Source organism: Hydrogenophaga crassostreae (genome assembly GCF_001761385.1).
GTDB lineage: Bacteria > Pseudomonadota > Gammaproteobacteria > Burkholderiales > Burkholderiaceae_C > Hydrogenophaga > Hydrogenophaga crassostreae.
Genome location: NZ_CP017476.1, coordinates 2432291 through 2456844 on the forward strand (window position 1 = coordinate 2432291; position 24554 = coordinate 2456844).

Below are 24554 nucleotides of genomic sequence, written 5' to 3' on the forward strand. Positions count from 1 at the left end.
GATATTCGATGTTTTCGCCTGAAAGATTGCTAGTGCCGCAACCGGTCATTCGCGGAACGAGACCACTATTGAACCGCCCCGGTGCGGCTCAGCACGACAGGTGAACTGTGCTAGGCACATCGAGGAAGCAGAATGGAAATCCGCTGCCCATCTCAAACAACGAACAAGCCAAACCTCGATGGGTTTGAAGCGCTGATCGAGGTCAAATGGGCGTGGTGTTAACAGCTGTTGCATAGGGGTCCTATTCAGAGCGATCAGTGATCGCCCTCTTGATCCAGTTTTGCACCCCGCAAACGAAGTGCATTGAAGATCACCGACGCAGAGCTGAGACTCATCGCCAATGCTGCGATCAAGGGGGACAACAGCCAACCAGTGAAGGGAAACAGAACGCCTGCAGCCAAGGGCACACCCAGGGCGTTGTAGATGAACGCAAAACCCAAGTTTTGTTTCATGTTGGCCACTGTGGCAACCGAGAGAGCGCGTGCCGTCGCGATGCCGCGCAAGTCACCCTTGACAAGGGTCAACTGAGCACTGTTCATCGCCACATCGGTTCCCGTCCCCATGGCTATACCGACATCGGCCTTGGCCAGTGCTGGCGCATCGTTGATGCCATCGCCTGCCATTGCAACCACACGGCCTTCCTTTTGCAGCTTCTCGACCAGCGCCAGCTTGTCTGCAGGCTTGACTTCGCCATGCACTTCCTCAATGCCAAGACGTTTGCCGACAGCCTTTGCTGTGGTCAGGCCATCACCAGTGGCCATGATGATGCGAAGACCCGACTTGCGCAGAGCCGCCAGAGCGTCGGGCGTGGTCGATTTGACTGGGTCCGACACCGACAGCAGGCCAGCCAACTGGCCATCGACTGCAAGGTGCATGACGCTGGCACCTTGGCTTCGCAGTTCCTCGGCTTGTCCTTTCAATGCCGCGACCGAAACACCGAGTTGATCCATCAACGCGGTGTTACCGAGCGACAGTGCCTTGCCGTCGACCGTGCCTCGCACGCCAATCCCGGATTCCGAGTCGAACTGCTCAGGTGTGGACAAATCCAAGCCTTGCTCGCGCGCTGCCGAAACAATGGCAGCGGCCAATGGGTGTTCGCTGCCCTGGTCCAGACTCGCGGCGAGGCGAAGCACATCAACTTCTTTGAAGCCATTGGCCGCCAAGGCCTTCTCAAACACGGGGCGCCCTTCGGTGAGCGTGCCTGTCTTGTCGACGATCAGGGTGTCGATCTTGCGCAGGTTCTCGATGGCCGCCGCATCTCGGAACAGCACGCCACTGGTGGCGCCTTTGCCAGTTGCGACCATGATGGACATGGGTGTCGCCAAGCCCAGCGCGCAGGGACAGGCGATGATCAGCACCGCGACGGCATTGATCAGACCAAAAACCCACCCCTGCTCCGGACCGAACAGGCCCCAGGCGAAAAAGGTCAATATGGCAATGCCCACCACGGTCACCACAAAGTAACCAGCGACGACGTCGGCCATGCGCTGCATGGGAGCGCGAGACCGCTGTGCCTGAGCGACCATTTGCACAATTTGCGACAGCACGGTCGCCGAGCCTACGTGTTCCGAGCGCATCACCAGTGCACCACTGGTATTCATGGTCGCACCAATGAGCTTGTCGCCAACGCGCTTGGTGACCGGCAACGGTTCACCCGTCAGCATGGACTCATCCAGTGCGCTGGAGCCCTCGACCACGATGCCGTCCACAGGCACCTTCTCGCCCGGCCGCACACGCAGATGGTCTCCAACGTGCACATTGGACAGAGGAACGTCCTCTTCGGTGCCATCTTCTGCGATACGGCGCGCCGTTTTGGGCGCCAGGCCGAGCAGCGACTTGATGGCTGCCGACGTTTGTGATCGCGCCTTCAATTCGAGGATCTGTCCAAACAGTGTCAGTGAAATGATGACCGCTGCAGCTTCGAAATAGACCGCTACCGCGCCGTTGGTGACAAAAGCCGCCGGGAAGATCTGCGGCGCCAAAGTGGCCACCACGCTGTAAACAAAGGCAACACTCGTGCCGAGGCCGATCAATGTCCACATGTTGGGACTGCGGTTGACCAGCGACTGAACACCCCGCACGTAAAACGGCCATCCTGCCCATAACGCGACGGGTAGTGAAAGCACCAATTCGATCCAGGTTTGCGTGCGCGGGGCAAACCACCCCAGGCTATGACCTGCCATTGCCAACACCATGACTGCAATAGAGAAGGGCAAGGTCCACCAGAAGCGGCGTGTGAAGTCGATCAGCTCAGGATTTTCGTCATCCTCCAGCGATGGCATCACCGGTTCCAGTGTCATTCCACACTTGGGGCAACTGCCAGGGTGGTCCTGCCTGATCTCTGGGTGCATGGGGCAGGTGTAGATCGCTCCAGCAGCTTGCGGCTCCGTTCCGACAGGGGCAGGCGCGGCGCCGGCTCCGGTGTAGCGGGCAGGCTCGGCGACAAACTTTGTTTGGCACTTTTCGCTGCAGAAAAAATAGGGCTTGCCCTTGTGTTCCACGTGGTGCTCAGATTGCTTGGTCACCTTCATTCCACACACAGGATCCTTAAGGCCTTCGTCATGGCCTTGAGGCGTTACAGCACCGTGGTTGTGGCCCGCGTGGGTGTGGGCGTGGCTTGGTTTCATGTCCATGGCTACTTACTCCTCGTTCTTGTTGGAATTATTGGAATGGCCGCCATGGCCACCATGTCCGTGAAAGAAATGCATCAGTGGACAGGCCAACAGCAGCAAATAAATCCAGTTGTTGGAAAAAAGCGCCCAGTTCTCGCGCACCAGAAAGAAACTAGCCACGGCAGCGACCATCCACAAGGCAGTCTTGAACGGGCGGCTTAGCAGCGCTTTCCGCGATTGTGGGGTGGGCGTTTTGTGTTCGATCGTTGTCATTTGGATCCGTCCTCTTCTGGTCGTTTGAGACCAATGGTTTTGGCCTTTAGTTGGAAGATAGACCCTGACATCGTGTGAAGGTCAAGCAACTTTCAGAAGCCACCACCCGTTTCATTCTTCTCACGCCTTGCCTGCGCTGTCGCGATCCAGCAGCGTCTTGCGCTCTTCGTACTGCGCGGTCGATATTTCACCGTTTGCCAGCCGACGGCGAAGAATTTCGTGGGGTGTCTCGCGGGGGGGCGGCGCTTCTCGCTGGGTCTCCCCCATCCGTAGAACGCGATCACGCCAACCAGCGCCACCCAGAAAATCCACCACAGACCGTGCATGCCGCCCATGAAATAGCCATCGTTGAAGTACATGGGTTTGTCCCTCTAAATCAGGATGCGTTGATGGAGGGAGCGGCAAGGGAATCTTTTACCCGCATCAACCGCTCACGCACCTCGTGGGCAACAGCGGCCACTTCGGGGTTGCTGGTCATCTGCAAAACGGCCACGGGGTCCATGAAGGCGACACAGAGGCGTCCGTCTGCCTCTTCGCGCACGACCACATTGCAAGGCAGCAGCAAGCCGATGTCGGGCTCTGCCTCAAGGGCTCGGTGCGCTAGCGGCGGGTTGCAGGCGCCGAGAATCCGGTAAGGGCGAACATCCACCCCCAGCTTGGCCTTCATGGTGGTTTGAACGTCGATCTCGGTGAGCACGCCGAAGCCTTCGCTCTTCAGCGCTTCGGTGACGCGTTCGACTGTCTTCGCGAAGCCTTTCCCTGTGATTTCACAATGAAACCCGTAAGCAGTGGCTGTCGGGGTTGAGGCTGTGGTGGGGGCGGTGCTCATGATTGGCCCTTCTGTGTGGTGGCCGACGTTTTCACCTGGGGATTGGCTTGGGGGACCTGAATCGCAATGACGCTTGCAGGCTGACGCTTGCTTTGACGATCGGTTGCAGCGACCCAGGACAGCCATGCAAGAGCTGAGGTGGTCACAACGGAGAATGCAAAAAGAGAAAGGGCGAAGGTCATGTTGAGCTCCTTTTAGTGAACGGGAAGAATGTCAGTGGAACGGATCGCCGTCTGTGCGAAAGCGAACCTTCAAAGATGATTTTTCGAGTTTGCACGCTGTACCTGGGTACAGAGTCAAGCGAAAAATGAAGGGCAGCGCTGGAGAAGGTGCGCGGCGCGGCACACCTTGCCTTACCAGCGGCCTTTGGCTACAACACGAGTCGCGAGTAGCAGGTGCGCAAGGGCACTTGTGGGCCTGGCGCAAGCCGGGCGGGCAGGAAATCTTCGGCTGCCGCGGCAGAGAGCTGCACAGCCCATTCGGGCGCCACCGGAGGCGACATGGCGACAAAGATAGAGTCGACACTTGTGGATGACTTGACGATCGCGCCTGGTCCATCGTCGCAGTCTTCCAATGGCGCGCCCTTTCCATCGCCGGGGAGGCCATGGTCAAGTGGGACGAATGCGCCAACGGCCAAGAAGGCGCCATTGGTTGCCACCTGGTTGTCAGCGGCGTGACCCTGAACATGGCAAGCGGCGAACCAACCGACTCCCAAGGCGAACATCCACACCATCAACACCGTGAGTACGGTGCAGCGCTTGGTCCGGTTGATCGAAGAGTGGGTCATGCTTTCAGTTTGGGGTGCTTTGATCGATTGTCAATTTTCAGCATGGGCATGGGTTGATCTATGTCAAACGCACTCTGGGCTGAGGTACAGGGCGCGCAGATATGCTGTGTCCATGACTATCAAAAGTAATCGCAGCAAGGGAAATGATCAGGCGCTGACCATCGGGCACTTGGCCAAGGCTGCGCATGTTGGCGTTGAGACGATTCGGTACTACCAAGGTCGGGGGTTGCTTCCTGTCCCCGAGCCAATAGGCCGGATTCGGTATTACGGCCCTGAACTTGTTGACCGCATCGGTTTTATCAAGAGGTCTCAGGGCCTGGGTTTCTCGCTGAACGAGGTGACCACGCTGCTTGCTCTGGCCGACGGGCTCAACCGTCGCGCGGTGCAATCGGTGGCTGTGGCGCGTCTCGATCAGATTCACCGAAAGCTTGACGACCTCTCGCGCATGCAGAGGGCATTGGACAGTCTTCTCGAAAAATGTATAGCGACAGGGCAGGCGCACCAGTGCCCGATTATCGACGCGCTGATGGGCACCGGTGACTGATACCGAATCGCTTTCATCGGTTGCCTGGTTTTCTTCAGGTAACCCAGGCGACACCACTCGGAATCTGTCTGAGTTTGCCCCCCGGCTGAGCGGTTGCTCTTGCGACACAGCGCGTTTAGGCAAATTCTTCGAATAAAGAAGAGTCATGATGGCCTTCCTTCAACCTTCAAAAGATTCGAGCGAATCGCACCGCAGAGCACCGTTTTGACGGGGGCGTGGTTGGTGCATTGTTTTCCATTTGGCAAAATTTGATCTTGGCAAGTGGAGTCTGTTCCCGTATAGGTATCAACTACAGAACCGCACGATTACAAATCTGACATGTTTGCTTTTTGACCGATCAAAAGGCGCACACTTCTTCGAAATCGAAAGGAACAGCGCCATGAAGATACTAATCGCGGAAGACGAACCCAAAACGGGCAATTACCTCCGCCAAGGACTGAGCGAGGCAGGCTATGTTGCGGACCTCGTCAGCAACGGCGTCGACGGACTACACCAGAGCATGGAAGGTGGCTACGATCTCGCCATCCTTGATGTGATGCTGCCGGGCATGGATGGTTGGCAAATAATCAGAAGTCTGAGAGCCTCGGGGTGTGATGTTCCTGTGCTGTTTTTGACAGCCAAGGACCATGTTGAAGACCGAGTAAAGGGCCTTGAGCTTGGTGCAGATGATTACTTGGTCAAGCCGTTTTCTTTCTCTGAACTGCTGGCCCGGGTTCGCACCATCCTCCGGCGCGGGAGAGCTGGGACAGAGGTCACCTTGCTTAAGGTCATGGACCTTGAGCTGGACCTGCTGCGTCGACGGGTCTCCCGTGAAGGAAAGCGCATCGACCTCACTGCCAAGGAGTTCGGGCTTTTGGAACTCTTGATGCGCCGCCACGGCGAAGTGCTTCCGCGTTCGCTCATTGCATCTCAAGTCTGGGATATGAACTTCGACAGCGATACAAACGTCATCGAAGTTGCGATCAGACGTCTCAGAGCAAAAATTGACGACCCGTTTCAACACAAGCTTTTGCAAACCGTCAGAGGCATGGGCTACGTCATCGAGGAGCCCGAGGTGGCTGTGTGATTGGCCGCCTGTCACTCACTGCCCGAATAGTCGTTCTTTTCACCCTGATTTCTGCATCCATCCTGTTGGGTCTGGGCTGGTTGATTTCGAATTCGGTTGAGCGCCATTTCATGGACCTGGATCGTGCCGCACTGCAGGACAAGCTGCACCTCATTCAGGAAATCGGAGCGGAATCAACGGATCGAACCGACCTCGCGAACCGGCTTGCGGACGTGCTCCAGAGCCACAAGGACCTTGCTGCGCGCATTCAGTTGGGCAGCGATGTGATCTACGCCACACCTGATTCGGCAGCACTAGCAATGGGGGATGGAGTACGAGACGAATCCCCGGTAGAAAGCCTCATATTTTGGACGCGAAATGGGCTTAGCTACCGTGCCCTTGAGGGGGAGATGGTCGCTCCTGGAGCCTCCCCTGCGCCACTGAGCATACTCGTGGTGTTGAATACCCAGCACCATGCCCGTTACATGGTGATTTTCCAGAGAACGCTGGTGATCTATGTCTTGGTGGCGACGCTTCTCAGCGGAGTGCTGGGATGGTTCGCGGCACACAGTGGGCTTCGTCCGCTTAGAAGAATGAAGACCCAAGCACACTCTGTGAACATCAAGAATCTGGATCAACGGATGCCGGTGGAATCGGTTCCCGTTGAGATGGCCGATTTGGCCAAAACACTCAACGAGATGTTTCAGCGCCTGCAGATTGACTTCCAGCGGCTCACCGAATTTTCTTCGGACTTAGCTCACGAGTTGCGCACGCCCATTTGTAATATGTTGACCGAGACCCAGGTTGGGCTTTCACAGAAACGCTCCGTCTCCCAACACGAAGAAATTTTGGCGTCCAATTCGGAGGAGCTTCAGCGCCTGACCCGTATGGTCTCGGACATGCTGTACCTTGCCACCACCGAAAACGGTATCTCACTTCCCAATCCTGAGTTCGTTGCACTAGAAAACGAAGTTTCTGCTCTATTCGATTTTTATGAGGCACTTGCAGAGGAAAAGCGCATTGCCTTGTTGCTGACAGGTGAAGGGGGCACGATAGGTGACCGGCTCATGATCCGCAGAGCCATCAGCAACTTGCTCTCCAACGCCTTGCGACACACATTCCCTAACGAGTCGATTGAAGTTTCCATCAACCAAACTGCAAATGGCGTGACTCTCAACGTGATCAATGCTGGCAGCGACATTCCAACAAACGTTCTGCCTCGACTATTTGACAGGTTTTACCGTGCTGACAGCGCCAGAGCACATCCTCAGGCGGAAGGCGCGGGCCTGGGATTGTCCATCACCCAAGCTATCATGCGCGCTCACGGGGGCGAAGCTGCCGCGAGCTCACTGGGAGGAAAGACACTTTTCAGTTTGAGATTTCCAACCGCAACGGCTTGACCCAACGTAAGCGCATGATCACTTCTGAACCTCACCGGGGCGGTTCACCTCACTCTTGAAGGGATTGGCCTAAGCGGCAACGATTGTGCGGACTCCATCCGCGACTCTAGACAGTTTTCAACACCTGTTCGACCCGAGCAGGTGTCCTTTGAAGCGGGCGATGTCCAAGCATCTGCGACGAAGCGATACGTCGCCAAAACGGTCAGTTCAACACTAGGGGTGTTGCGTTGATGCCCATGACTTGAAAGTTGAGCTCACAGTCTTGACGCCTGGAACAGCCGCAACGATCGCGTGCACTTTTTGATAGTCGTTGGCATGTTGAAGCCAGCCGCTCAGCTGCACGTTACCGTCTTGAACTTGAACAGACACGGCAGACGATTTGGTCTCGAGGACGTCTGGTTGTTCAACTCGCTGCTGCACGAGCCTTGCTAGGTTCGCGTCCTGCCCAGCGGCATGAGCGAATCCGGCTGCCATGCTTCCTGCGAGCAATACTCCCAGCGCCATTTGTCTACTGAATAGATTCATCTTTAGCTCCTGTGGTTCAATGATTCGGAATGGAAACTGCCGCTGTGGAAAGCAGCCTCGCAGTGGAAAAAGGGTCTCTTTGGTCTTTGGGGCAATGAAAGGCGCTGAACCAGCGTACGACCTGATTGGGCACGCCTGGGCAGGAGGTGGCCCACTTCGATGGGCGGTTATAGGCTGCGCCCCCGAGCTTCTTCCCCTGAAGGCAAGGTCGAAGCAACTCTTTCTGAGGAGGTTGAAGCTGCTTCGCCTTCGGAGCTTCAATTGTGGTGACCTCGGCGAATCAGTCCGGACAGTTGCGCAATTTCGTTGCCCACTGCGGCAATTGGTTGGCCATCAATCGGGGTCAGAATTTCCCCTTGTTTGAGAAACACCGGACGACCAAATTGGTTGGCTTTGGCCATGCGACCATCCTTAAAGACGTAAAGTGTTTCGCCGCCTTTGAGGGGCACAGTTTTGCTCAGGTTGGAGGGCTGAGCGTCCATGGCAAAGACAGGAGCTGCGGCAATGGCCAAGATGAGGAGAGAGTTCTTGAGTTTCATGGTGTTTCCTTTGGGTGTTTAGATGCAACATGTGCTGCTTCTTCCGTACCAAACCGGTACAGAACGTACTTTAGAAAGACCACCCTTTCAGCAGACCCACTGAGAAGTTACAAATACGTTAGCTGCTTGACAAGATTGGCTAGGTACGTGCCACTGACCACACGCCCGGCCCCAGGGAAAGATCAGTATCCAGATTGAAGTGGTGCCAAAAAATTGGGGCTCGGCTAGCCGAATGAGACAGTGCTGCTTGCGTGAGTGATGCGGCCATTGACACAGATAAGCGGAATTGACTTGTCTGATCCTGACTATCCAGCATCGGCGTGTTTCGAAGGATGTGCTGGCCAGCGGCGCTTATGGCGAAGCTCAATTATTTGGGGGATCTACTAGGGTTCGTTGATCGTGAGTCAGCACGAGAAATCGACAGCTGGGCTTGCTGAGATGCCGACGTGACCCAGATGTCAATTCTGTAATTTGAGCGTCACCCTACTGATAGTCGCGACTCAATAAGCTACTTCCCTAACCGGTGCATCGCTGGTCTCGATGAGGCTTCTCTTCATCACTGACCAAGGTGCCCGTTGTGTAAACCAAGGACACCTTCAATGAAGCACCAAGCGATCAATTCACACCTGTTACCCAGCCCAAAGCGCCGGCAATTTGTTCAAGGCCTTGCATCCGGCGGCGTGCTGCTGGGTATGTCGTCTCTTCCAGCCATGAGCTGGGCTCAAGAGTCGAAGAAGCCAGCAGGCGGCGCACCCGTTTTAGAGGGGACCGAATTCAACCTTGAAATTGCCGAATCTGCGGTCAACTTCACCGGCAACCCGCGCATGGCAACCACCATCAACGGTTCCATTCCAGCGCCAACGCTTCGCTGGCGTGAGGGTGACACCGTCACCATTCGTGTCACCAACAAGCTTCGCGAAACAACCTCCATTCACTGGCACGGGATCATTCTTCCCTACCAAATGGACGGCGTGCCCGGCATCAGTTTCCCCGGGATTCCGGCTGGTGAGACGTTCACTTACCGATTCAAAGTCGAACAGAGCGGCACCTACTGGTACCACTCCCACTCAGCCATGCAGGAGTTGACCGGCATGTATGGCGCGATCATCGTCGAGCCAGCGAACGGCAACGCCATTCGAGCTGATCGAGATCACGTGGTGCTCTTGTCCGATTGGACCGACGAAGATCCTATGCGGGTTTTCGCGAAATTGAAGGTTCAAGGCGACTACTACAACAGGCTCCAGCCAACCGCTGTCGATTTCTTTCGTGACGCATCTCAAAATGGCGTGAGCGCAGCGGTCAGCCGCCGAAAGATGTGGAACACCATGCGGATGAACCCCACCGATCTTGCAGATCTCTCAGCAGACACGCTGACATTCCTGATGAATGGTGCGACCCCCGCTGGAAACTGGACTGGGCTGTTTCGCAAAGGAGAGCGCGTTCGCCTGCGGTTCATCAATGGTGCCGGCAATTCCTTCTATGACGTTCGTATACCCGGCCTCAAACTGACCGTGGTACAGGCCGACGGTGTGAACGTAGAGCCCGTGACAGTCGACGAATTCCGTTTTGGACCAGGTGAAACCTACGACGTCTTGGTGGAGCCAACCGACGACGCACACACCATCTTTGCCCAGTCGATGGACCGTTCTGGCTATGCGCGAGGTACGCTGGCGACCCGTGTTGGTCTGGACGCACCGGTACCTCAACCGGACAAGCCTCAGTGGTTGACGATGGCGGACATGATGGGCTCCATGGGCGGCGATATGGGTGGAATGGCGGGCATGGCCGGTATGTCGCATGGCGCGCAAATGAAGATGGGCGGCGGTGCAAATGGCATGCAGGGAATGGCAGGAATGAATCATGGCGCTATGGCCATGGATCACAGCAAGCATGCAATGCCTGGCGGTGGGTCGCTTGCGGCGCCAAGCACCAAGGCTCGCCATGCGAGCACCGAATACGGCGCAAGCACCGACATGCGGGTGGATATGGCGCGGACCAATCTTGACGATCCTGGCATTGGCCTTCGGGACAACGGCCGGCGTGTACTCACACTTTCCGATCTTCACACCATTGGAGGCCCACTGGATCCACGGGGAGCCGAACGCGAAATCGAGTTGCACTTGACAGGCAACATGGAGCGCTACACCTGGTCCTTTGATGGATTGGAGTTTGGTCAATCAACGCCAGTGAAATTCAACTATGGCGAACGGGTCCGCGTGATCTTGCACAACGACACCATGATGACCCACCCCATGCACATGCACGGCATGTGGAGCGAACTGGAAACTGCAGAAGGCGAGTTTCAAGCACGTCGCCACACCATCCCGGTGCAGCCCGCACAACGCGTCAGCTTCCTAGTGACGGCAGACGCGATGGGCCGATGGGCGTGGCATTGCCACCTGATGTTCCACATGGAAGCGGGCATGTTCCGCGAAGTGCTTGTGGCCTAACCCATCAATACAGAACGAAAGCAAATAGATGAACAAGAAGTCCAAATGGTTGTTGCTGGCAATTGCCGCCGCTGGAGTGGGACCAACGCTCGCTCAAACAACGAACTCGATGCCGGGCCACAACATGCCCGAAGCCGCCACAGCCGCGCCGATAGAAAAGAAGCCTGAGTCGATGGTCCCTATGGTCATGCCCGATATGAAGGGCATGGACCAAAGCAAGATGGGCCAAGGCACACCTGCTGAATCTGCCGGTGCGATGAAGGGCATGAACCATGGTGGTGCCTCCATGCCCATGGAAGAGATGAAGGGCATGGACCACAGCAAGATGGGCCAAGGCACACTTGCGGAATCTGCCGGTGCGATGAAGGGCATGAACCATGGTGGTGCCTCCATGCCCATGGAAGAGATGAAGGGCATGGACCACAGCAAGATGGGCCAAGGCACACCTGCTGAATCTGCCGGTACGATGAAGGGCATGAACCATGGTGGGGCCTCCGCTGAAAAAACCAGCTCGGGAGACATGGGCGCCATGGACCATGGCGATATGCAAATGCAAGGGGGAAGTGCTCCGGCAGATGCCAGAGACCCCCATGCCTACTCAGGCGGCTACACCTTGGAAGACGGTCCCTACGCACTTGCCGGACCACGTCAACTGCGACTGGCTGATGAGTACAACTTTGCCTCAGTCATGTTCAATAGCCTTGAACATGGACTGAGCAAAGGCGATGGCACTACCGCATACGACGCGCAAGCGTGGTTCGGCCGAGACTACAACCGATTCGTGCTGAAGGCCGAGGGTGAGGTGGCGAACGGCAAAATTGAGGATTCGCGCACAGAAGCGCTTTGGAGCCGTTCTATTGCCACCCACTGGGACGCCCAGGCAGGAGCGCGCATTGACAACGGCACCGGACCCGACCGTGGGTGGTTGGCTTTCGGCGTACAAGGCTTGGCTCCCTACTGGTTCGAGGTTGACGCCGCAGCATATGTCGGTAACGGCGGCCGGACGGCCCTGCGTTTGGGTGCCGAATACGAACTTCTCCTCACCCAGAGATTGATTCTTCAACCCAGTGCCGAAGTCAACATCTACGGAAAAGACGACTTGGCAAGAGGGATCGGTCGCGGCTTTTCGAATGCTTCAGCTGGCTTGCGCCTTCGGTACGAGATCAGCCGCCAGTTCGCTCCCTATATCGGTGTGGAACGCACGGCCCTCTTTGGCAAGACCGCTGATATCGCACGCTCTGAAGGCGCATCCACTGGCGACACCCGCTGGGTGGCAGGCGTTCGTTTTTGGTTCTAACTTTGCTTCTCCTTTCCGTCACCTCAACTAGTAGCTTTCTCTCAACTCTCTCAACCCAATCCTAGGAACAATATGTACAAAACACTCTCAACCTTGATTCTCGCAACCGTCCCAGTCTTCGCAATGGCAGGGGGCACCCATGCCGCTGCAGGTGACGCGAATGCTTCGCACAAAGGCATGGCCGGCATGAAGATGGAAGCGGATCACGACTCTGCCGCTGGTCAGGCAGGAGATGCCTCGAAGGTCGATCGCACGATCGAACTCTCAATGGATGACAGCATGCGATTCACACCCAGCCAGATCCCGGTCAAAGCGGGTGAGACCATCCGTTTTTTTGTGAAAAACAGTGGCAAAGTGCCTCACGAAATGGTCATTGGAAGCTTGGGCGAGCTGAAAGAGCATGCTGCCATGATGCAGAAGATGCCAGGCATGCAGCATGCTGAAGCAAATATGGTCACGCTAAAGCCTGGTCAACGTGGCGGCTTGGTCTGGAAATTCACCCAAGCGGGTGCAGTCGATTTCGCCTGCTTGATCCCCGGACACATGGAGGCGGGAATGGTTGGGAAAGTGAACGTTCAATAGGGCTCCGCCCTCATTTGGTGTTGCCGACGAACACAATGGACCTGCTCAATGGTGCATGTTTCTGTTTTAGCCTCGACGAGAGCGCTTTGGCGCGTGCCCTTGATTCGGTGCTGGGGCAGGCAGGCCTGGCCGAGATGGTTAGACAGCGCTGCCCGTTTCTCTTTGCCGCACAGCCGGTATTCGTGCCGGCACCTCAGTTGCAGCGCATGGCGCAGGTGATGCAAGCCGTCGAGTCGGTGGTAGCGCTTCCAGCCTTTCGAGAACAGGTGCTGGCCGCTGCGCCGCAAATCGCTCGACTGGGCACGAGCGGGCCGTTGGGCGTTTTCTTTGGGTATGACTTTCACTTGAGCCATGGTCAGCTGGCGCTGATCGAGGTGAACACCAATGCGGGTGGCGCCATGCTCAATGCGGTGCTGGCCCGAGCCCAGCGGGCCTGTTGCACGGAAGTGCAAGGCATGGTGCCCTCACTGGCCAGCGTGGTTGCATTTGAGCAGCAAATCGTCGACATGTTTCGCCACGAATGGCAGCTTGCCCAACAGGCGGGCGCGGCTGACAAAACCGCGGGGGTCCATGTGAGGCACCCGCTGAGGTCCATCGCCATTGTCGACCTCGCGCCCGAGGACCAGTACCTTTATCCCGAATTCCTGCTGTTTCAGCGGTTGTTCGAACGCCACGGCCTGCGAACGGTCATCGCCGATCCTGCAACGCTCGAATGGCGCGACGGCGTGCTGTGGCACGGTGAGCTGGCCATCGATCTGGTCTACAACCGTTTGACCGATTTTTACCTGGAGCAGCCCAGCAGCGCCGCACTGCGTGAAGCGTACCTGCAGCAAGCGGTGGTGCTGACACCGCACCCGCAAGTCCACGCCTTGTACGCCGACAAGCGGCACCTCGCGCTGTTCAGCGACGCCGCACAGTTGCAGGCGTTGGAAGTGCCGCAGGCCACGCAGGACATCCTACTGGCGCATGTGCCTCGCACCGAGGTGGTCGACGCCGCCGATGCGCAGCGTTTTTGGGACGCGCGGCGCAGCCTTTTCTTCAAGCCAGTGGCGGGTTTCGGCAGCCGCGCGGCCTATCGGGGCGACAAGCTGACGAAGCGGGTTTGGCAGGACATCCTTGCCGGTGACTACGTTGCCCAGGCCATCGTCGCCCCGGGGGAACGGGTGATCGACTCTGCGGACGTGACGGTAGCAGACGTAGCGGCGGAGGCCTCAGTGGCCACCAAGGCCATGAAGTACGACCTTCGCGCCTATACCTACAACGGCGCAGTGCAGTGGATGGCCGCGCGCCTGTATAAGGGGCAGACCACCAACTTCCGCACGCCCGGCGGTGGCTTTGCTCCGGTTTACAGCTCTGTCGACGTGTCGGGCGCAAGTGGGCCAAGCTGCGCGAGTGGCGACGACGACGGCGTCACCCCACACGCCTCCTTTGTCTTCCTGCTCGACCCAATGAGCGGGGTCCACCCGGTCCCCCACACCTTGTACGTGGCACTTGCGCGAGGCGAGGCAACCCTTGAGGCCATGGCCGGGCAAACCTTGCGTTTGGCCGACTGGTTCGTTCGCCTGAAGTGCGGTGCACCGGACCTGGTCGTCAACGAGACTTACAGCCTTGTGTGTTTCGACGCTCAAGGGCGTGTTGATCCGGCACATGCACCCAGCTCGGCGCAACCACCTGCCGCTACACCCGAAAACCCCGCGTGGCCCACCCTTGCGGAGCGGGAGCAAATGCAGCAAATGCTGTTTGGCACGACGCCATCACCCAATGCGTCAGATGCGGCAACAGCGGCGAACTGAGACTCGCTGGCGAGCCACCTGAGATAAGACGGGGCGAACATTTGTCCAAGCATCGCGACCCGCTGCTGGTCAGACCAGGCTGACAGCATCGCCAACGAGCCACCTGACTTCACCCACTTGAATCCTCACAAACCTGTTCGAGCAAACCGTCAATTGCAGATTTGGCGACACACCACAATCAACCGTCGGAAGAATACCTCCTGCGTTCGGCTTTGCTTTGAAACCCTGATCAATCTGCCGCCGGTACAAGCCAGCGCGACAGATCCCACCGTTCGAATCCAAAAACCGCTGCGATGCCAATCAGGGCATAAGCAACAATCGCGGGATCACTGCCAAGTTTCATCACCGTAAAAGCCACCAGCACCACGGCATCGAACCCGAGCGCCATCAACAGCACCGAAGCAGTCATGATTTTGCTGTCCGTAAAACTTGATTTCTTCACGTAGATCTTCCTACTTGGAAATTTCTGCTTCTGCGGCCTTTGGATTTTCGGGTGGATTACCAGCTGACGCTGCACTACGGACCTTTTAGGCGTCAAGCCTAAGGGCCGCATAGCGTCGAGAGCATCAGTTCGCAATAGGGGGCAGCGGTCGCTCAGATGGAATTCTGCACCTTTGCCGACTCCCTATTCTCCAATTAGGAACACACTTCGGTACCCCCCCGATGACTGATGAAAACCTGGAAGACGAAGAACCACTGAGAAGCTCTTAGGTCGCGTTTCATTGCCTAGTTGGCGGCAGTGTCGTGAGGGAAATGGCGGGTTCTGCTGCACAAAAACACCGCTTTACGGTATCCTTCAGACTTTCCGAGCGTTTACCGGCATCGCTATGAAGAGCCGGAGCCAAGCTTGCTTGGCATACGAGACACGTTAACCCCTGAAGCGTGGACGTTCCTTCGGGAATCGGGGTTCCTGTAAGCATTGGTCACCTCGCTGATGCACAACGACGATACCGGACCAGTGCAAGTCTGCCAGGTCGGAAGCCTGTCAGTTCTGTCAAAGCTCAGAAACACCGGCCCGATCTTTCGGGTCGGTTGTTTCCTTCACCCTTATCTACTTTCAACCCCGTCGGGATGCATATCCCGGCATGGTGCTGGTGCGTGCTCCTGATTCTTTTCAGGAGCATTCCATGATCAAGTGCAAGGGCACCCTGCGAATCAAAAAGATTCGCCAAAGCCGCAATGGCGCATTCTGTATCGCAGACCTGAGCACCGACTTCGGTGAATTCAAGGTCAAAGATCCCCTGCTCGACCAGTTCGAGGAGGGCGAGTACCAGGGCACGCTCTGGATTCACGAGATCTACCTCTCTCAGTACATTTCCTACGGAAAAGCCGTGACCGAGCTTCGCGCAAGGTTGCACGACTTGCAGATCGACTCCGAAGATCGCAAGCAAGTACGCAAACCCGAGCAAAGCGAGCCTGATCCGATTGATGAGGTGCCCACTCCCCAGGTGCCGTCAAAACCCAAAGCTGCGTGGCCGAACCCGGCCAAGCGAAGCGATTGGGCATCGGTGAAGGGCAACAAGCTGGGTTCTTCAATGGCGGGCACACCTGACAAACCAGTTGAAGGTGGACCGGAAACCACAACACCTCCTGAGAAGGTGCGTGCCGCGGTCAACGAAGCAAATGTCGCCACCGAAATGTTCAGTCACGAGCTAGCCGAGCTGATCGATCAACACCAGATCGTCAAACTCGACCCAACCGTTGACCGAGTGCTTCTGAGGGCCCAAACCGCTGCGTTGCGAGGTAAAGGCTATTCGTTCGACGCCAAACAACAGGCCTGGATCTACCAGGTGACATAAGAAGTGTTCGACAGCCCGCTACGGTGGGCTGTTCATTGGGATCTCCACACCCAATGAACAGCCCATCGCTCCACACTGTGGGGACTGGGTGGCTACACAGAAATCTTGGGTGGCTGCAACCTGATGTGCAGCGGCTTTGCGGCTTGAGCGGCAGGGGGGACGCAAACCTCCTGCCAGACTCCCGCGCCTTTTTTTGATCGTCTAGACCCCCGCTCTCCGGCGGTCCGTGCTTGCCAACTTTGTGGCAATGTGCGAGGGGGTTTGCCTAGAATGAAGTTTTAATCTCGGGGCCCAGATGGGTTCCCTCAGGTGCCAAATACATGGCGGTTGAGGGAAACCATTTGATCTAACCAAAAATGGTTTCTAGGTGCGTTCAACTCTGAAAACGCGCCAGGGTGGCAACACCCGAGTTCACGTCAATTTCATCAACCCTGTGGGGACCAATCGTCCCTACAGGGACGGTTGTCTTCATTTTTCTTGGAGTCAACCATGTCTCAGGTATCACCAGAAACCCGGCGAGAGTTCAGTGTCGTTTTCGCAGATTGGCTGCAACATGCCGGTCCTGAGGAAACTGACCAGCTCGACGCACTGCAAGTGAAATATCCACCGCTTCAAGTCCGGTCCTTGCTGACATTCATCCGTGAATGTTTGGCTGATCCGGCTCGGAGGGAGGAGCTTCCTGGCAGTTTGCGGACACGTCTGCAAGCAAGGAATTGGCCGCAGGGCGGGATTTTCTTGCAAGCCGCTTGAGTTTGGCCCAGGCGGCAACGCCATCGGGCTTTTCGACCAGCCTGGCCACCTCAGCCTCAAAGCTGGGTTGGCCTCCTTCAATCAGTGTCAGTTGCGGCTTTTCCTTCATAAAAACGAGTGTCGCATTTTTCTTCATCGGAGCCACAGAATGAACACCATTGTTCGGCAACCACTTTTGAAAATCACGGTGGATGTTCCTGCTGAAAAGAGTGATCAGTTTCACCTTTTGTGGGAGCAGATCCTCAGTGATGAGGATGCCCCCATCAACCAGCAAACCCGTGCAGTTCAAAGCGTTCGAGAGAACGCCATGGCGGCAGGGGAAGCGGCATTGCACCGGCTGTACGGGTTAGCGCAAGGGGACACTGGCCAGGCCAGAGTCATCGCGCGATTCCTGGCCGGTTTGTACAACGGCACGCGGTTTCCGTTTGATTTGACCGATCTTCGAACGCTTGATGACGCGCTCTTTGAGAACTGCATGGCCTTGCTCCGAATGGATGCAAGGCATTGTGTCCAAGAGGTGCATCGGTACTTCGAGAACGGTGGAGTCAAGTGGGAACAAATGATCAGCGACTGGAACATGGAGAAAAAATCCACGAGCTGATCAAGCGCATCGCAATTCGTTAGTTTTTTCAACCCACCAGGGGATCTCGATCCCCGGTGGGGAGGGGTGTCTCCTGGCTTTTTTTGTTCTATTCAGGAGTACACCATGGCAATTACCACGCAAGCATTTGATCGCGAAATCTTGGTTCTACATGATGAAGTTCATCAAGTCCTCACGGGCGTGGTGAAGGTGAAAGGTGGCGATGTGGCGGCAAAGATCGAAGACATGAAGGCTTTGACAACGCAAGAATGGCAATCTGCCGCTCGCGCGTTGTTGCTGGCCCGAAAGACTTCGGTTCTTGAAGCCCTTTCCCAGCAGGGCCTCGAAGCGGTTGCAATTGGGCATGTAGACGTTCGCCGGTCGCTCTCACGGGCGATTGGGCTGGCGGATGAACATGCTGCGATGCGGACAGTTCAGGAGATCGCCTGCAGGCGTTTGCATCTTCCGATTGAGGAGGCAGAGTCTGCTATGCACAGCCTGGAAACAGGCTTGGTGCACGATGCGTTGATGGAAGCTTATGTTTCAGGTGCGAACAGCCGTTCCGCCTGATATTTCAAAACCAACCCGGACGGGAACACCCGTCTGGGTGTTTCCTCGGGGATTTTTCTTCAAGGAGACGCTCATGGCGTTGATGTTTTCCCGCTTGGCCAATAACTATGTGAAGGCCGGCTACTTCCCAACCGATGAGGACACGCTCTCGCGCATCCAATGCGCGATCGCACCCACCAGCTCCAGTGGTCTGATTCGCGTTTGTGACCCGTGCTGCGGCACAGGCGCAGCGCTTGCAGACATGGCGCAGTTCTTGGCCGACTATCAGCAAAGTGCTGAGCGGCCCAGCAAGGTGGAAACGCTCGGCGTAGAGTTCGACAAGGAACGTGCGTGGGAGGCCAAAAAGCTTCTCAATCGCGTCATCCATGCCGATATTCACGACGTTGTGATCAAACCACGCTCTTTGAGCATGCTGTTTTTGAACCCACCCTACGGCTTTGGAGTCTCCGACTCCGCCAACATGGGCCGTGACGTCACCGACGGCGGTGACAAGGCTGAAAGACTGGAGCGGACCTTCCTCAAAAAGACCGTACCAACCTTGATGCCTGGGGGCGTTTTGGTCTACGTCGTGCCGTTCTACGCGCTCGATGACGAGATCCGAACCTACCTGGCACGCCATTTCAAAGACCTGCGGTTCTACATGGCACCGGAGAAGCAATTCCAACAGTGCGTCATTTTTGGCGTGAAGGTCAAACCAGGCCACCCTCGCAAAGACGTGTTGGACATGCTGACCATGGCTCAAGCGGGTGAACTGAAGGACCAGGTGCTTCCGCTGGAGTGGGACGAGAGTCCCTACTTTCTGCCGGTGGCCACCGACGACGATTTCGACTTCCGGGCGGTTCGCATTGATGGTGACCAACTGCAGGACGAACTCAAGCGGTATGAGCACAACTTGCTGTGGCCAGGTTTTGACCGACATTTCAACCAGGCGCGTGCGAGCCATCGGAGATCGCTGCGAGAGCTGAGCCGTTGGCATCTTGCGCTTGCCTTGGCCGCAGGCCAGGTGCGTGGAATGATCAGGTCCAAAGGGGGCCGATCGTTCCTGATCAAAGGAGACACGTTCAAGCGCAAGCAACGAACGGTGAGCATGGAGACGGACGAGAAGGGCAATGTGCACCAGACGGTGACCATGCTCGACAAGTTTGTCCCCGTGATTTCTGCTATTGAATTCACGCCAGGCCCTGACAAGGGCCGAATCGTGAAGATCAGTTGACTAGGAGCAGCGCCATGAACATGCAAGTGGATTTGACGCCTTCCTGGGGGGAGGTGGGCACGGTCGTCCGAAGGTTGGCCATGTCAGGTGAATATGTGGCCCTTCGCAAGATATGGCCCGAAGCTGCCAAGGCTTTTGCTGCGGCCCAAGCGTTGCAAGAGGTCTTACCTTCGTTGACCGACAATCAAAAACTGTTGGTCAACAAGGCGATGGCTTTGGAGATGAGCAAGCAAAGGTGCTGACCACCTGTTTCAAGATGGGATCGCTTCTATGAAAACTTGGAATGTGCATTGCGAAGGCCGGTTCCTCGGAACCGTCGATGAAGACACGGAGACGTTGGCCAGAAGCGCGGCACTCTCCAAATATGCGTTGACCGCCGATGAAGCGGACGCGCAAGATGAACAGGAACAGCCCGTGTTTGGCATTGCGCCGGACTGGGAGTTCTCAGTGACGCCAGCCTGAACAAGGCTGGCCAGGGCGGGGTGGTTAAACACCTCGCGGAACCCAGATGGGTTCCCTCAGGTGCCACACACATGGCGGTTGAGGGAAACCATTTGATCTAACCAAAAATTGGTTTCAAGGCGCGTTCAACTCTGGAAACGCGCCCGGCAGCATCCGCTGCTGGAGTCACAGTCAGTACCATCAACCCGTGGGGCACCGAGTCCCCATGGGGGCCGTGCTTCACACTTTTTAGGAGAAGCACATGGCCTCGGTCATCGAATTGAAAGAACTGCAACGTCTCCCGGATCGGGATTTGCTGCAGCACGTCCTCGGAGAGGGCGTTTTGGAACGCATCACCAGTTTGGCACAGGCTTTCGGGCTGCAACTGGGGGATGAAGCGAACGCAGCAGATGTGGGAGGCAACTACCGCCTGCTCTGCGCTCGTGAGTTGCTGTGTCGGGCCATGCATGAATCCATGCAAGGTCGCCAAGCGTTCAACAACCCTAGCGCCGTGCAGGAGTTCTTGCGCCTGAAAATCGGAGGTCTTTCTTATGAGACCTTCTGGGTGCTGTTTCTCGACTCACAGGTTCGCTTGATCAAGGCGGAAGAGATGTTTCGGGGGACGCTGACACAGACCTCGGTCTACCCGCGAGAAATCATCAAGCGGGCGTTGCAACTCAACGCTGGCGCCGTGATCTTCGGGCACAACCATCCTTCAGGAAATTGCCAACCTTCGCGTGCGGATGAAAACCTGACCAGTACGCTCAAAGCGGGCCTGGCCTTGGTGGACATTCGTGTTCTCGATCACATCATTGTGGGCGATGCGAGCAACGCTTCCATGGCTGCTATGGGCCTCGTGTAGACCCTTGAAACCGCCTGTGCAATGCAGGCATGACCGTTAGTTCTATTAGCCCTGCGGGCCATCCCGCAGGGGGTGGTCCGCTTCTTTTTTTTCAAACAGGAGTTATCACTATGAACGACAACAAAATTTCAACCATCAAGTACCGTGGCCGTGAAGGATGGAACGCAAAGTCCCAGCTGGATCTGGCGGACAACCGCGTGCTTCAAATCAGTACCTACAAGGCATCGAATGGCAGTTTGCGGACCTCAGCCTCGGTGCACACGAAAGTGGACGGTGGTCTTCGGCACGTTTTTGGATATGGAACCCCTGGGGGTGACTTTTCCGGAAACGTGGCGATCACCAAGCCCGCGCGTGTCACTGAAAAGGTGGTCGCAGAGCAACATGCCCTCGTCTTGGATGTAGTGCCGGAATTGCTTGTGTCCATTGAGAACCATTACGCCAAACACCCACCGCTCGACTTGAGCGCTTAACTATCACCACCACCCTGCGGGAACACAACCCGCAAGGGTGGGTGTCGCCCGTTTTTCTTTCGAACTGGAGACATTTATGTATCGGATTGAAGAGCTTTCTGAGATCTGGGTTGACGCCTGTCTTCGCAACAGCGATGGCCGGTTGATGTTCTTGTCGTACTTCGGGCGCGATGGCTCAGTCATGCAGTTTCTTGCGACCTTGGAGCTGGGACGCACAGAACGGGGTCTGAACCGGTTCCATTTGGTGGGGCCCGACGGTCAACGGCATCCGGTAGACGTTGAGGGCACCGAGCGGCTTGGAAAGCATGCCGCCAGGTTGCCTCGGCAAAACCTGTTTGGGCCACTGATGCACAACTGGATTTATGACAAAACCCTGCAAAACCCGGACCGTGCCAACCGCATAGCCTGGGTCATGCACCGAGTAGGAGCCGAAACCACGCAGCATGAGCAGCCGCTGTACGACAAGGTATGGGCTGCGATGGTGGATTTGTCGCCAGTGGCCCTTTTGGACCACTGGCGAGAACCCTGTCTGAACTGGTGCCACGAAAAGCGGGCTGTCGAGCTTCTCGATGACCCCGTTTACCCGGCAATTGGTCAGGTAATGGCCATGCGGGTCAGTTTAAGTGATCACTTTGTGGAATTCGTCAGCGATGGCGTGCGCAGCGGCCTCTTGGAGGCGTGAACGCGATGTGGGCGACCCATAGGGTCTTTTTCGATGAAAGCGGCATTATTTAGCCGCTGAAATTTCAACCACCCGCAGGGACTCATGACCCTGCGGGGTCTGGTCTCTGCATTTTTAGGAGAGATCAGATGAATGAAGCAACCAACCCAGGCCAACCCACCGACGTGGCGGTTTTGGACAGTGACGAAACGACGCAACCGGCGCTTGAGAGCGCTGGCGAAGCGGGCGAGTTCGGCGACAACATGAAGCTGACGGACTTCATCGATGAATTCGGTGATGGTCTGTTGTCCCAAGTGAAGTCGCAGAACCCTGCGATCTTTGACCCCGAGCTGGATGAAGGGACTGCCCAGTATCAGCGCCGCAAAGCCATCATGGATGGCCTCAAGCGTCAACCGTTCAAGGCTCAGGCCGATGCGGTGCAGGCCTCTGTCAAGCTCCTGGTGGACCACAACCAACCGGCCGTGGTGATCAACGCGGAGATGGGCACCGGTAAAACCATGATGGCGATCTGCGCGGCGGCCGCCATGCAGGCGACACATCCGCGCACCATCATCATCGCGCCACCCCACCTGGTCTACAAGTGGCGGCGCGAGATCCTGGAGACGGTGCCTGGTGCCAAAGTCTGGGTATTGAATGGACCCGATACCCTGCGCAAGCTGCTGCAATTGCGGGCCATGCTTGGTCTCAAAACCACCCAACCGGAATTCTTCGTGCTCGGTCGGGTTCGCATGCGGATGGGGTTCCACTGGAAAGCCTCGTTCATCACCAAGAAGACCATGGTGGAAGGCCAGGTGTTCGAGGGGGCAGCATGTCCTGACTGTGGTTCGTTTATTTGTGCAGATGATGGCGAAGGGCATTTCATGCCCGTGTCGCCAGCCTTTGCCCAAGTGACGCTGGGGGATCGCCGCAAGCGGTGTGAAGCCGAGACAGCCGCAGGTAGAAAGTGTGGTGCGGCCCTTTGGACCTTGATCCGCTCAGGGCGCGCCATTGACTCCATGCACGACCTGGTGCTCGGTGCCTTGAAGCAAATGCCCACCATCGGTGAAAAAACAGCCTCCCGGCTGCTCAACACCTTTGGCGAGAAGATGCTGGGCGCGATGCTGGGGGACAACGTGTACGAGTTCCTGAACCTCATGGACGAAAACGGCGACCTGGTGTTTTCTGACAGGCAGGCCACGCGCATGGAACGCAGCCTGGCCAACTTTGAATTCAGCGTCGGGGAGGGCGGTTACCAGCCCACCGAGTTCATCAAACGCTACTTGCCGCGCAATTATTTTGGGCTGCTGGTGGTCGATGAAGGGCACGAGTACAAGAACGAGGGTTCGGCGCAAGGCCAGGCCATGGGTGTGCTGGCTAGCCAGTGTCAAAAGACGCTGTTGCTGACCGGCACCCTCATGGGCGGCTATGCCGACGATCTGTTCCACCTGCTCTGGCGCTTGAACCCAAGCGCCATGATCGAAGACGGGTTCAAACCGTCCAAGACGGGCTCCATGGGCAATGCCGCGATGAACTTCATGCGAGAGCATGGGATTCTGAAAGACATTTACAAGGAGTCGGGTGAGAGTTCTCACCGCACAGCCAAGGGGAAATCCTTGACCGTGAGGACCAGCAAAGCACCAGGCTTTGGCCCGGTTGGCATCATGCGGTACGTGTTGCCGAACACCGTCTTTTTGAAGCTGAAAGACATTGGCCAGAAGGTGTTGCCTCCCTACGAGGAGCGCTTCATTGAGGTGGCAATGACAACCGCACAGCAAGCCGCTTACGACGCGATGTCGCGCAGCCTTGTGCAGACCTTGAAACAAGCCTTGGCGCTGAAGGACAGCACCCTGCTGGGCGTGGTCATAAATGTACTGCTGGCTTGGCCAGACTGCTGTTTTCGGATGGAGGTAGTTCGCCACCCTCGAACGAAAGCGCTGCTGTACACCCAGGCTGCGATCTTCCAAGAAGGGGACACCAGCCCAAAGGAGGCTGAGTTGCTGCGGATCTGCAAGGAAGAGAAGGCCCTCGGTCGCCGCGTGCTGGCGTATTCGGTCTACTCGGGCACCCGCGACACCACAGCCAGGCTTAAAGCCTTGCTGGAGGCCAACGGGCTCAAGGTGGCTGTGTTGCGTGCCAGTGTGGATGCTTCCAAGCGCGAAGACTGGGTCGCCGACCAGGTCGAGCGTGGCATCGATGTGCTGATCTGTAATCCCGAGCTGGTGAAAACTGGCCTGGATTTGCTGGAGTTCCCGACCATCGCGTTCATGCAGTCTGGCTACAACGTCTACACCGTTCAACAGGCGGCGCGACGTTCATGGAGGATAGGGCAGAAGCTCGATGTCAGGGTGCTGTTTCTCGGCTACGCCGGCAGCTCGCAAATGGAGTGCCTGCGGTTGATGGCAAAGAAGATCGCGGTGTCGCAGTCCACGTCGGGTGACATGCCTGATAGTGGGTTGGATGTGTTGAATGACGCTGGCGACAGCTTGGAAGTGGCGCTGGCCAAGAGGCTATTGAGCGAAGTGTGACCTCATG

General features: G+C 56.8%; 27 protein-coding genes. 17 read left to right on the forward strand and 10 right to left on the reverse strand.

The genetic code is table 11. The features are described from left to right. Window positions 1–254: 254 nt before the first annotated feature. The 6 genes from LPB072_RS11195 to LPB072_RS11220 form a co-directional block, all read right to left on the reverse strand. Window positions 255–2633 carry a heavy metal translocating P-type ATPase gene (locus tag LPB072_RS11195; protein WP_197508943.1) on the reverse strand — a complete coding sequence of 793 codons (2379 nt, stop codon included), beginning with the start codon at window positions 2631–2633 and terminating at the stop codon, window positions 255–257. Between the two features lie 6 nt (window positions 2634–2639). Beyond that, the gene (locus LPB072_RS11200; RefSeq protein ID WP_066089575.1) at window positions 2640–2885 is read right to left on the reverse strand and encodes a DUF2933 domain-containing protein; all 246 of its coding nucleotides are present in this window, start codon (window positions 2883–2885) and stop codon (window positions 2640–2642) included. Between the two features lie 120 nt (window positions 2886–3005). Further along, window positions 3006–3152 carry an SHOCT domain-containing protein gene (locus LPB072_RS11205; protein WP_231943489.1) on the reverse strand — a complete coding sequence of 49 codons (147 nt, stop codon included), beginning with the start codon at window positions 3150–3152 and terminating at the stop codon, window positions 3006–3008. Window positions 3153–3261: 109 nt separating this feature from the next. Beyond that, the gene (locus LPB072_RS11210; protein ID WP_066089581.1) at window positions 3262–3714 is read right to left on the reverse strand and encodes a DUF302 domain-containing protein; all 453 of its coding nucleotides are present in this window, start codon (window positions 3712–3714) and stop codon (window positions 3262–3264) included. Next, the gene (locus tag LPB072_RS11215; protein ID WP_066089584.1) at window positions 3711–3896 is read right to left on the reverse strand and encodes a hypothetical protein; all 186 of its coding nucleotides are present in this window, start codon (window positions 3894–3896) and stop codon (window positions 3711–3713) included. Before LPB072_RS11215 ends, LPB072_RS11210 begins: the two co-directional genes overlap by 4 nt. Window positions 3897–4084: 188 nt before the next feature. Beyond that, a complete protein-coding gene (locus tag LPB072_RS11220) occupies window positions 4085–4501 on the reverse strand; it encodes a hypothetical protein (RefSeq protein WP_066089587.1) in 417 nt (138 codons plus the stop codon). A 112-nt stretch (window positions 4502–4613) separates the two neighbouring features. Between LPB072_RS11220 and LPB072_RS11225 the strand changes: the two genes are divergently transcribed. The 3 genes from LPB072_RS11225 to LPB072_RS11235 all read left to right on the forward strand — a co-directional run bounded on the left by LPB072_RS11225 (window position 4614) and on the right by LPB072_RS11235 (window position 7490). Then, a complete protein-coding gene (locus LPB072_RS11225) occupies window positions 4614–5045 on the forward strand; it encodes a MerR family transcriptional regulator (protein WP_066089590.1) in 432 nt (143 codons plus the stop codon). A gap of 379 nt (window positions 5046–5424) precedes the next feature. Continuing rightward, a complete protein-coding gene (locus LPB072_RS11230; protein WP_066090819.1) occupies window positions 5425–6111 on the forward strand; it encodes a heavy metal response regulator transcription factor in 687 nt (228 codons plus the stop codon). Beyond that, window positions 6108–7490 (forward strand): heavy metal sensor histidine kinase, encoded by a 1383-nt coding sequence (locus LPB072_RS11235; protein ID WP_066089593.1) that lies wholly within the window; start codon window positions 6108–6110, stop codon window positions 7488–7490. The genes LPB072_RS11230 and LPB072_RS11235 overlap by 4 nt, the downstream gene beginning before the upstream one ends. 213 nt (window positions 7491–7703) lie before the next feature. On the opposite strand, the gene LPB072_RS11240 is transcribed toward LPB072_RS11235, so the two are convergent. Next, window positions 7704–8015, reverse strand: a complete 312-nt coding sequence (locus LPB072_RS11240) for a BON domain-containing protein (RefSeq protein ID WP_066089596.1) — start codon at window positions 8013–8015, stop codon at window positions 7704–7706. A 257-nt stretch (window positions 8016–8272) separates the two neighbouring features. Beyond that, a complete protein-coding gene (locus LPB072_RS11245; RefSeq protein WP_066089599.1) occupies window positions 8273–8554 on the reverse strand; it encodes a CopK family periplasmic copper-binding protein in 282 nt (93 codons plus the stop codon). 599 nt (window positions 8555–9153) lie between these two features. Here LPB072_RS11245 and LPB072_RS11250 point away from each other — a divergent pair. The 4 genes from LPB072_RS11250 to LPB072_RS11265 all read left to right on the forward strand — a co-directional run bounded on the left by LPB072_RS11250 (window position 9154) and on the right by LPB072_RS11265 (window position 14676). Continuing rightward, on the forward strand, window positions 9154–11004 hold the full coding sequence (locus LPB072_RS11250) for a copper resistance system multicopper oxidase (RefSeq protein ID WP_066089602.1): 1851 nt from the start codon (window positions 9154–9156) through the stop codon (window positions 11002–11004). 28 nt (window positions 11005–11032) lie between these two features. Then, window positions 11033–12301, forward strand: a complete 1269-nt coding sequence (locus LPB072_RS11255) for a copper resistance protein B (protein ID WP_407927798.1) — start codon at window positions 11033–11035, stop codon at window positions 12299–12301. 177 nt (window positions 12302–12478) lie between these two features. Then, window positions 12479–12883, forward strand: a complete 405-nt coding sequence (locus LPB072_RS11260; protein WP_331000277.1) for a cupredoxin domain-containing protein — start codon at window positions 12479–12481, stop codon at window positions 12881–12883. 35 nt (window positions 12884–12918) lie between these two features. Further along, window positions 12919–14676 (forward strand): hypothetical protein, encoded by a 1758-nt coding sequence (locus tag LPB072_RS11265; RefSeq protein WP_066089608.1) that lies wholly within the window; start codon window positions 12919–12921, stop codon window positions 14674–14676. A gap of 229 nt (window positions 14677–14905) precedes the next feature. Here the strand turns inward: LPB072_RS11265 and LPB072_RS11270 are convergent, their stop codons facing one another. Beyond that, window positions 14906–15118: a hypothetical protein gene (locus tag LPB072_RS11270; RefSeq protein WP_197508945.1), complete on the reverse strand. Its 213-nt coding sequence runs from the start codon at window positions 15116–15118 to the stop codon at window positions 14906–14908. Window positions 15119–15803: 685 nt separating this feature from the next. Here LPB072_RS11270 and LPB072_RS11275 point away from each other — a divergent pair. Beyond that, complete coding sequence (locus LPB072_RS11275) at window positions 15804–16475, forward strand: DUF3275 family protein (protein WP_066090825.1); 672 nt, start codon at window positions 15804–15806, stop codon at window positions 16473–16475. A gap of 634 nt (window positions 16476–17109) precedes the next feature. Here the strand turns inward: LPB072_RS11275 and LPB072_RS11280 are convergent. Next, entirely contained in the window at window positions 17110–17361 is a 252-nt protein-coding gene (locus LPB072_RS11280) for a hypothetical protein (protein WP_066089614.1), read from the reverse strand. 12 nt (window positions 17362–17373) lie between these two features. On the opposite strand from LPB072_RS11280, the gene LPB072_RS11285 reads away from it, so the two are divergent. The 9 genes from LPB072_RS11285 to LPB072_RS11325 all read left to right on the forward strand — a co-directional run bounded on the left by LPB072_RS11285 (window position 17374) and on the right by LPB072_RS11325 (window position 24547). Beyond that, a complete protein-coding gene (locus LPB072_RS11285; protein WP_096349060.1) occupies window positions 17374–17826 on the forward strand; it encodes a DUF7673 family protein in 453 nt (150 codons plus the stop codon). Window positions 17827–17931: 105 nt separating this feature from the next. Further along, complete coding sequence (locus tag LPB072_RS11290; RefSeq protein ID WP_066089618.1) at window positions 17932–18375, forward strand: hypothetical protein; 444 nt, start codon at window positions 17932–17934, stop codon at window positions 18373–18375. 73 nt (window positions 18376–18448) lie between these two features. Beyond that, entirely contained in the window at window positions 18449–19588 is a 1140-nt protein-coding gene (locus LPB072_RS11295; protein WP_066089622.1) for a DUF6094 domain-containing protein, read from the forward strand. A 14-nt stretch (window positions 19589–19602) separates the two neighbouring features. Continuing rightward, window positions 19603–19830 carry a hypothetical protein gene (locus tag LPB072_RS11300; protein WP_082876875.1) on the forward strand — a complete coding sequence of 76 codons (228 nt, stop codon included), beginning with the start codon at window positions 19603–19605 and terminating at the stop codon, window positions 19828–19830. Between the two features lie 28 nt (window positions 19831–19858). Further along, window positions 19859–20050: a hypothetical protein gene (locus LPB072_RS11305; protein ID WP_066089625.1), complete on the forward strand. Its 192-nt coding sequence runs from the start codon at window positions 19859–19861 to the stop codon at window positions 20048–20050. 241 nt (window positions 20051–20291) lie between these two features. After that, window positions 20292–20891 carry a JAB domain-containing protein gene (locus LPB072_RS11310; protein ID WP_066089628.1) on the forward strand — a complete coding sequence of 200 codons (600 nt, stop codon included), beginning with the start codon at window positions 20292–20294 and terminating at the stop codon, window positions 20889–20891. Window positions 20892–21001: 110 nt separating this feature from the next. Next, window positions 21002–21361, forward strand: a complete 360-nt coding sequence (locus LPB072_RS11315) for a hypothetical protein (protein ID WP_066089631.1) — start codon at window positions 21002–21004, stop codon at window positions 21359–21361. 76 nt (window positions 21362–21437) lie between these two features. Further along, complete coding sequence (locus LPB072_RS11320; RefSeq protein ID WP_066089634.1) at window positions 21438–22043, forward strand: hypothetical protein; 606 nt, start codon at window positions 21438–21440, stop codon at window positions 22041–22043. A gap of 128 nt (window positions 22044–22171) precedes the next feature. Next, entirely contained in the window at window positions 22172–24547 is a 2376-nt protein-coding gene (locus LPB072_RS11325; protein ID WP_157559290.1) for a DEAD/DEAH box helicase family protein, read from the forward strand. Window positions 24548–24554: the final 7 nt, after the last annotated feature.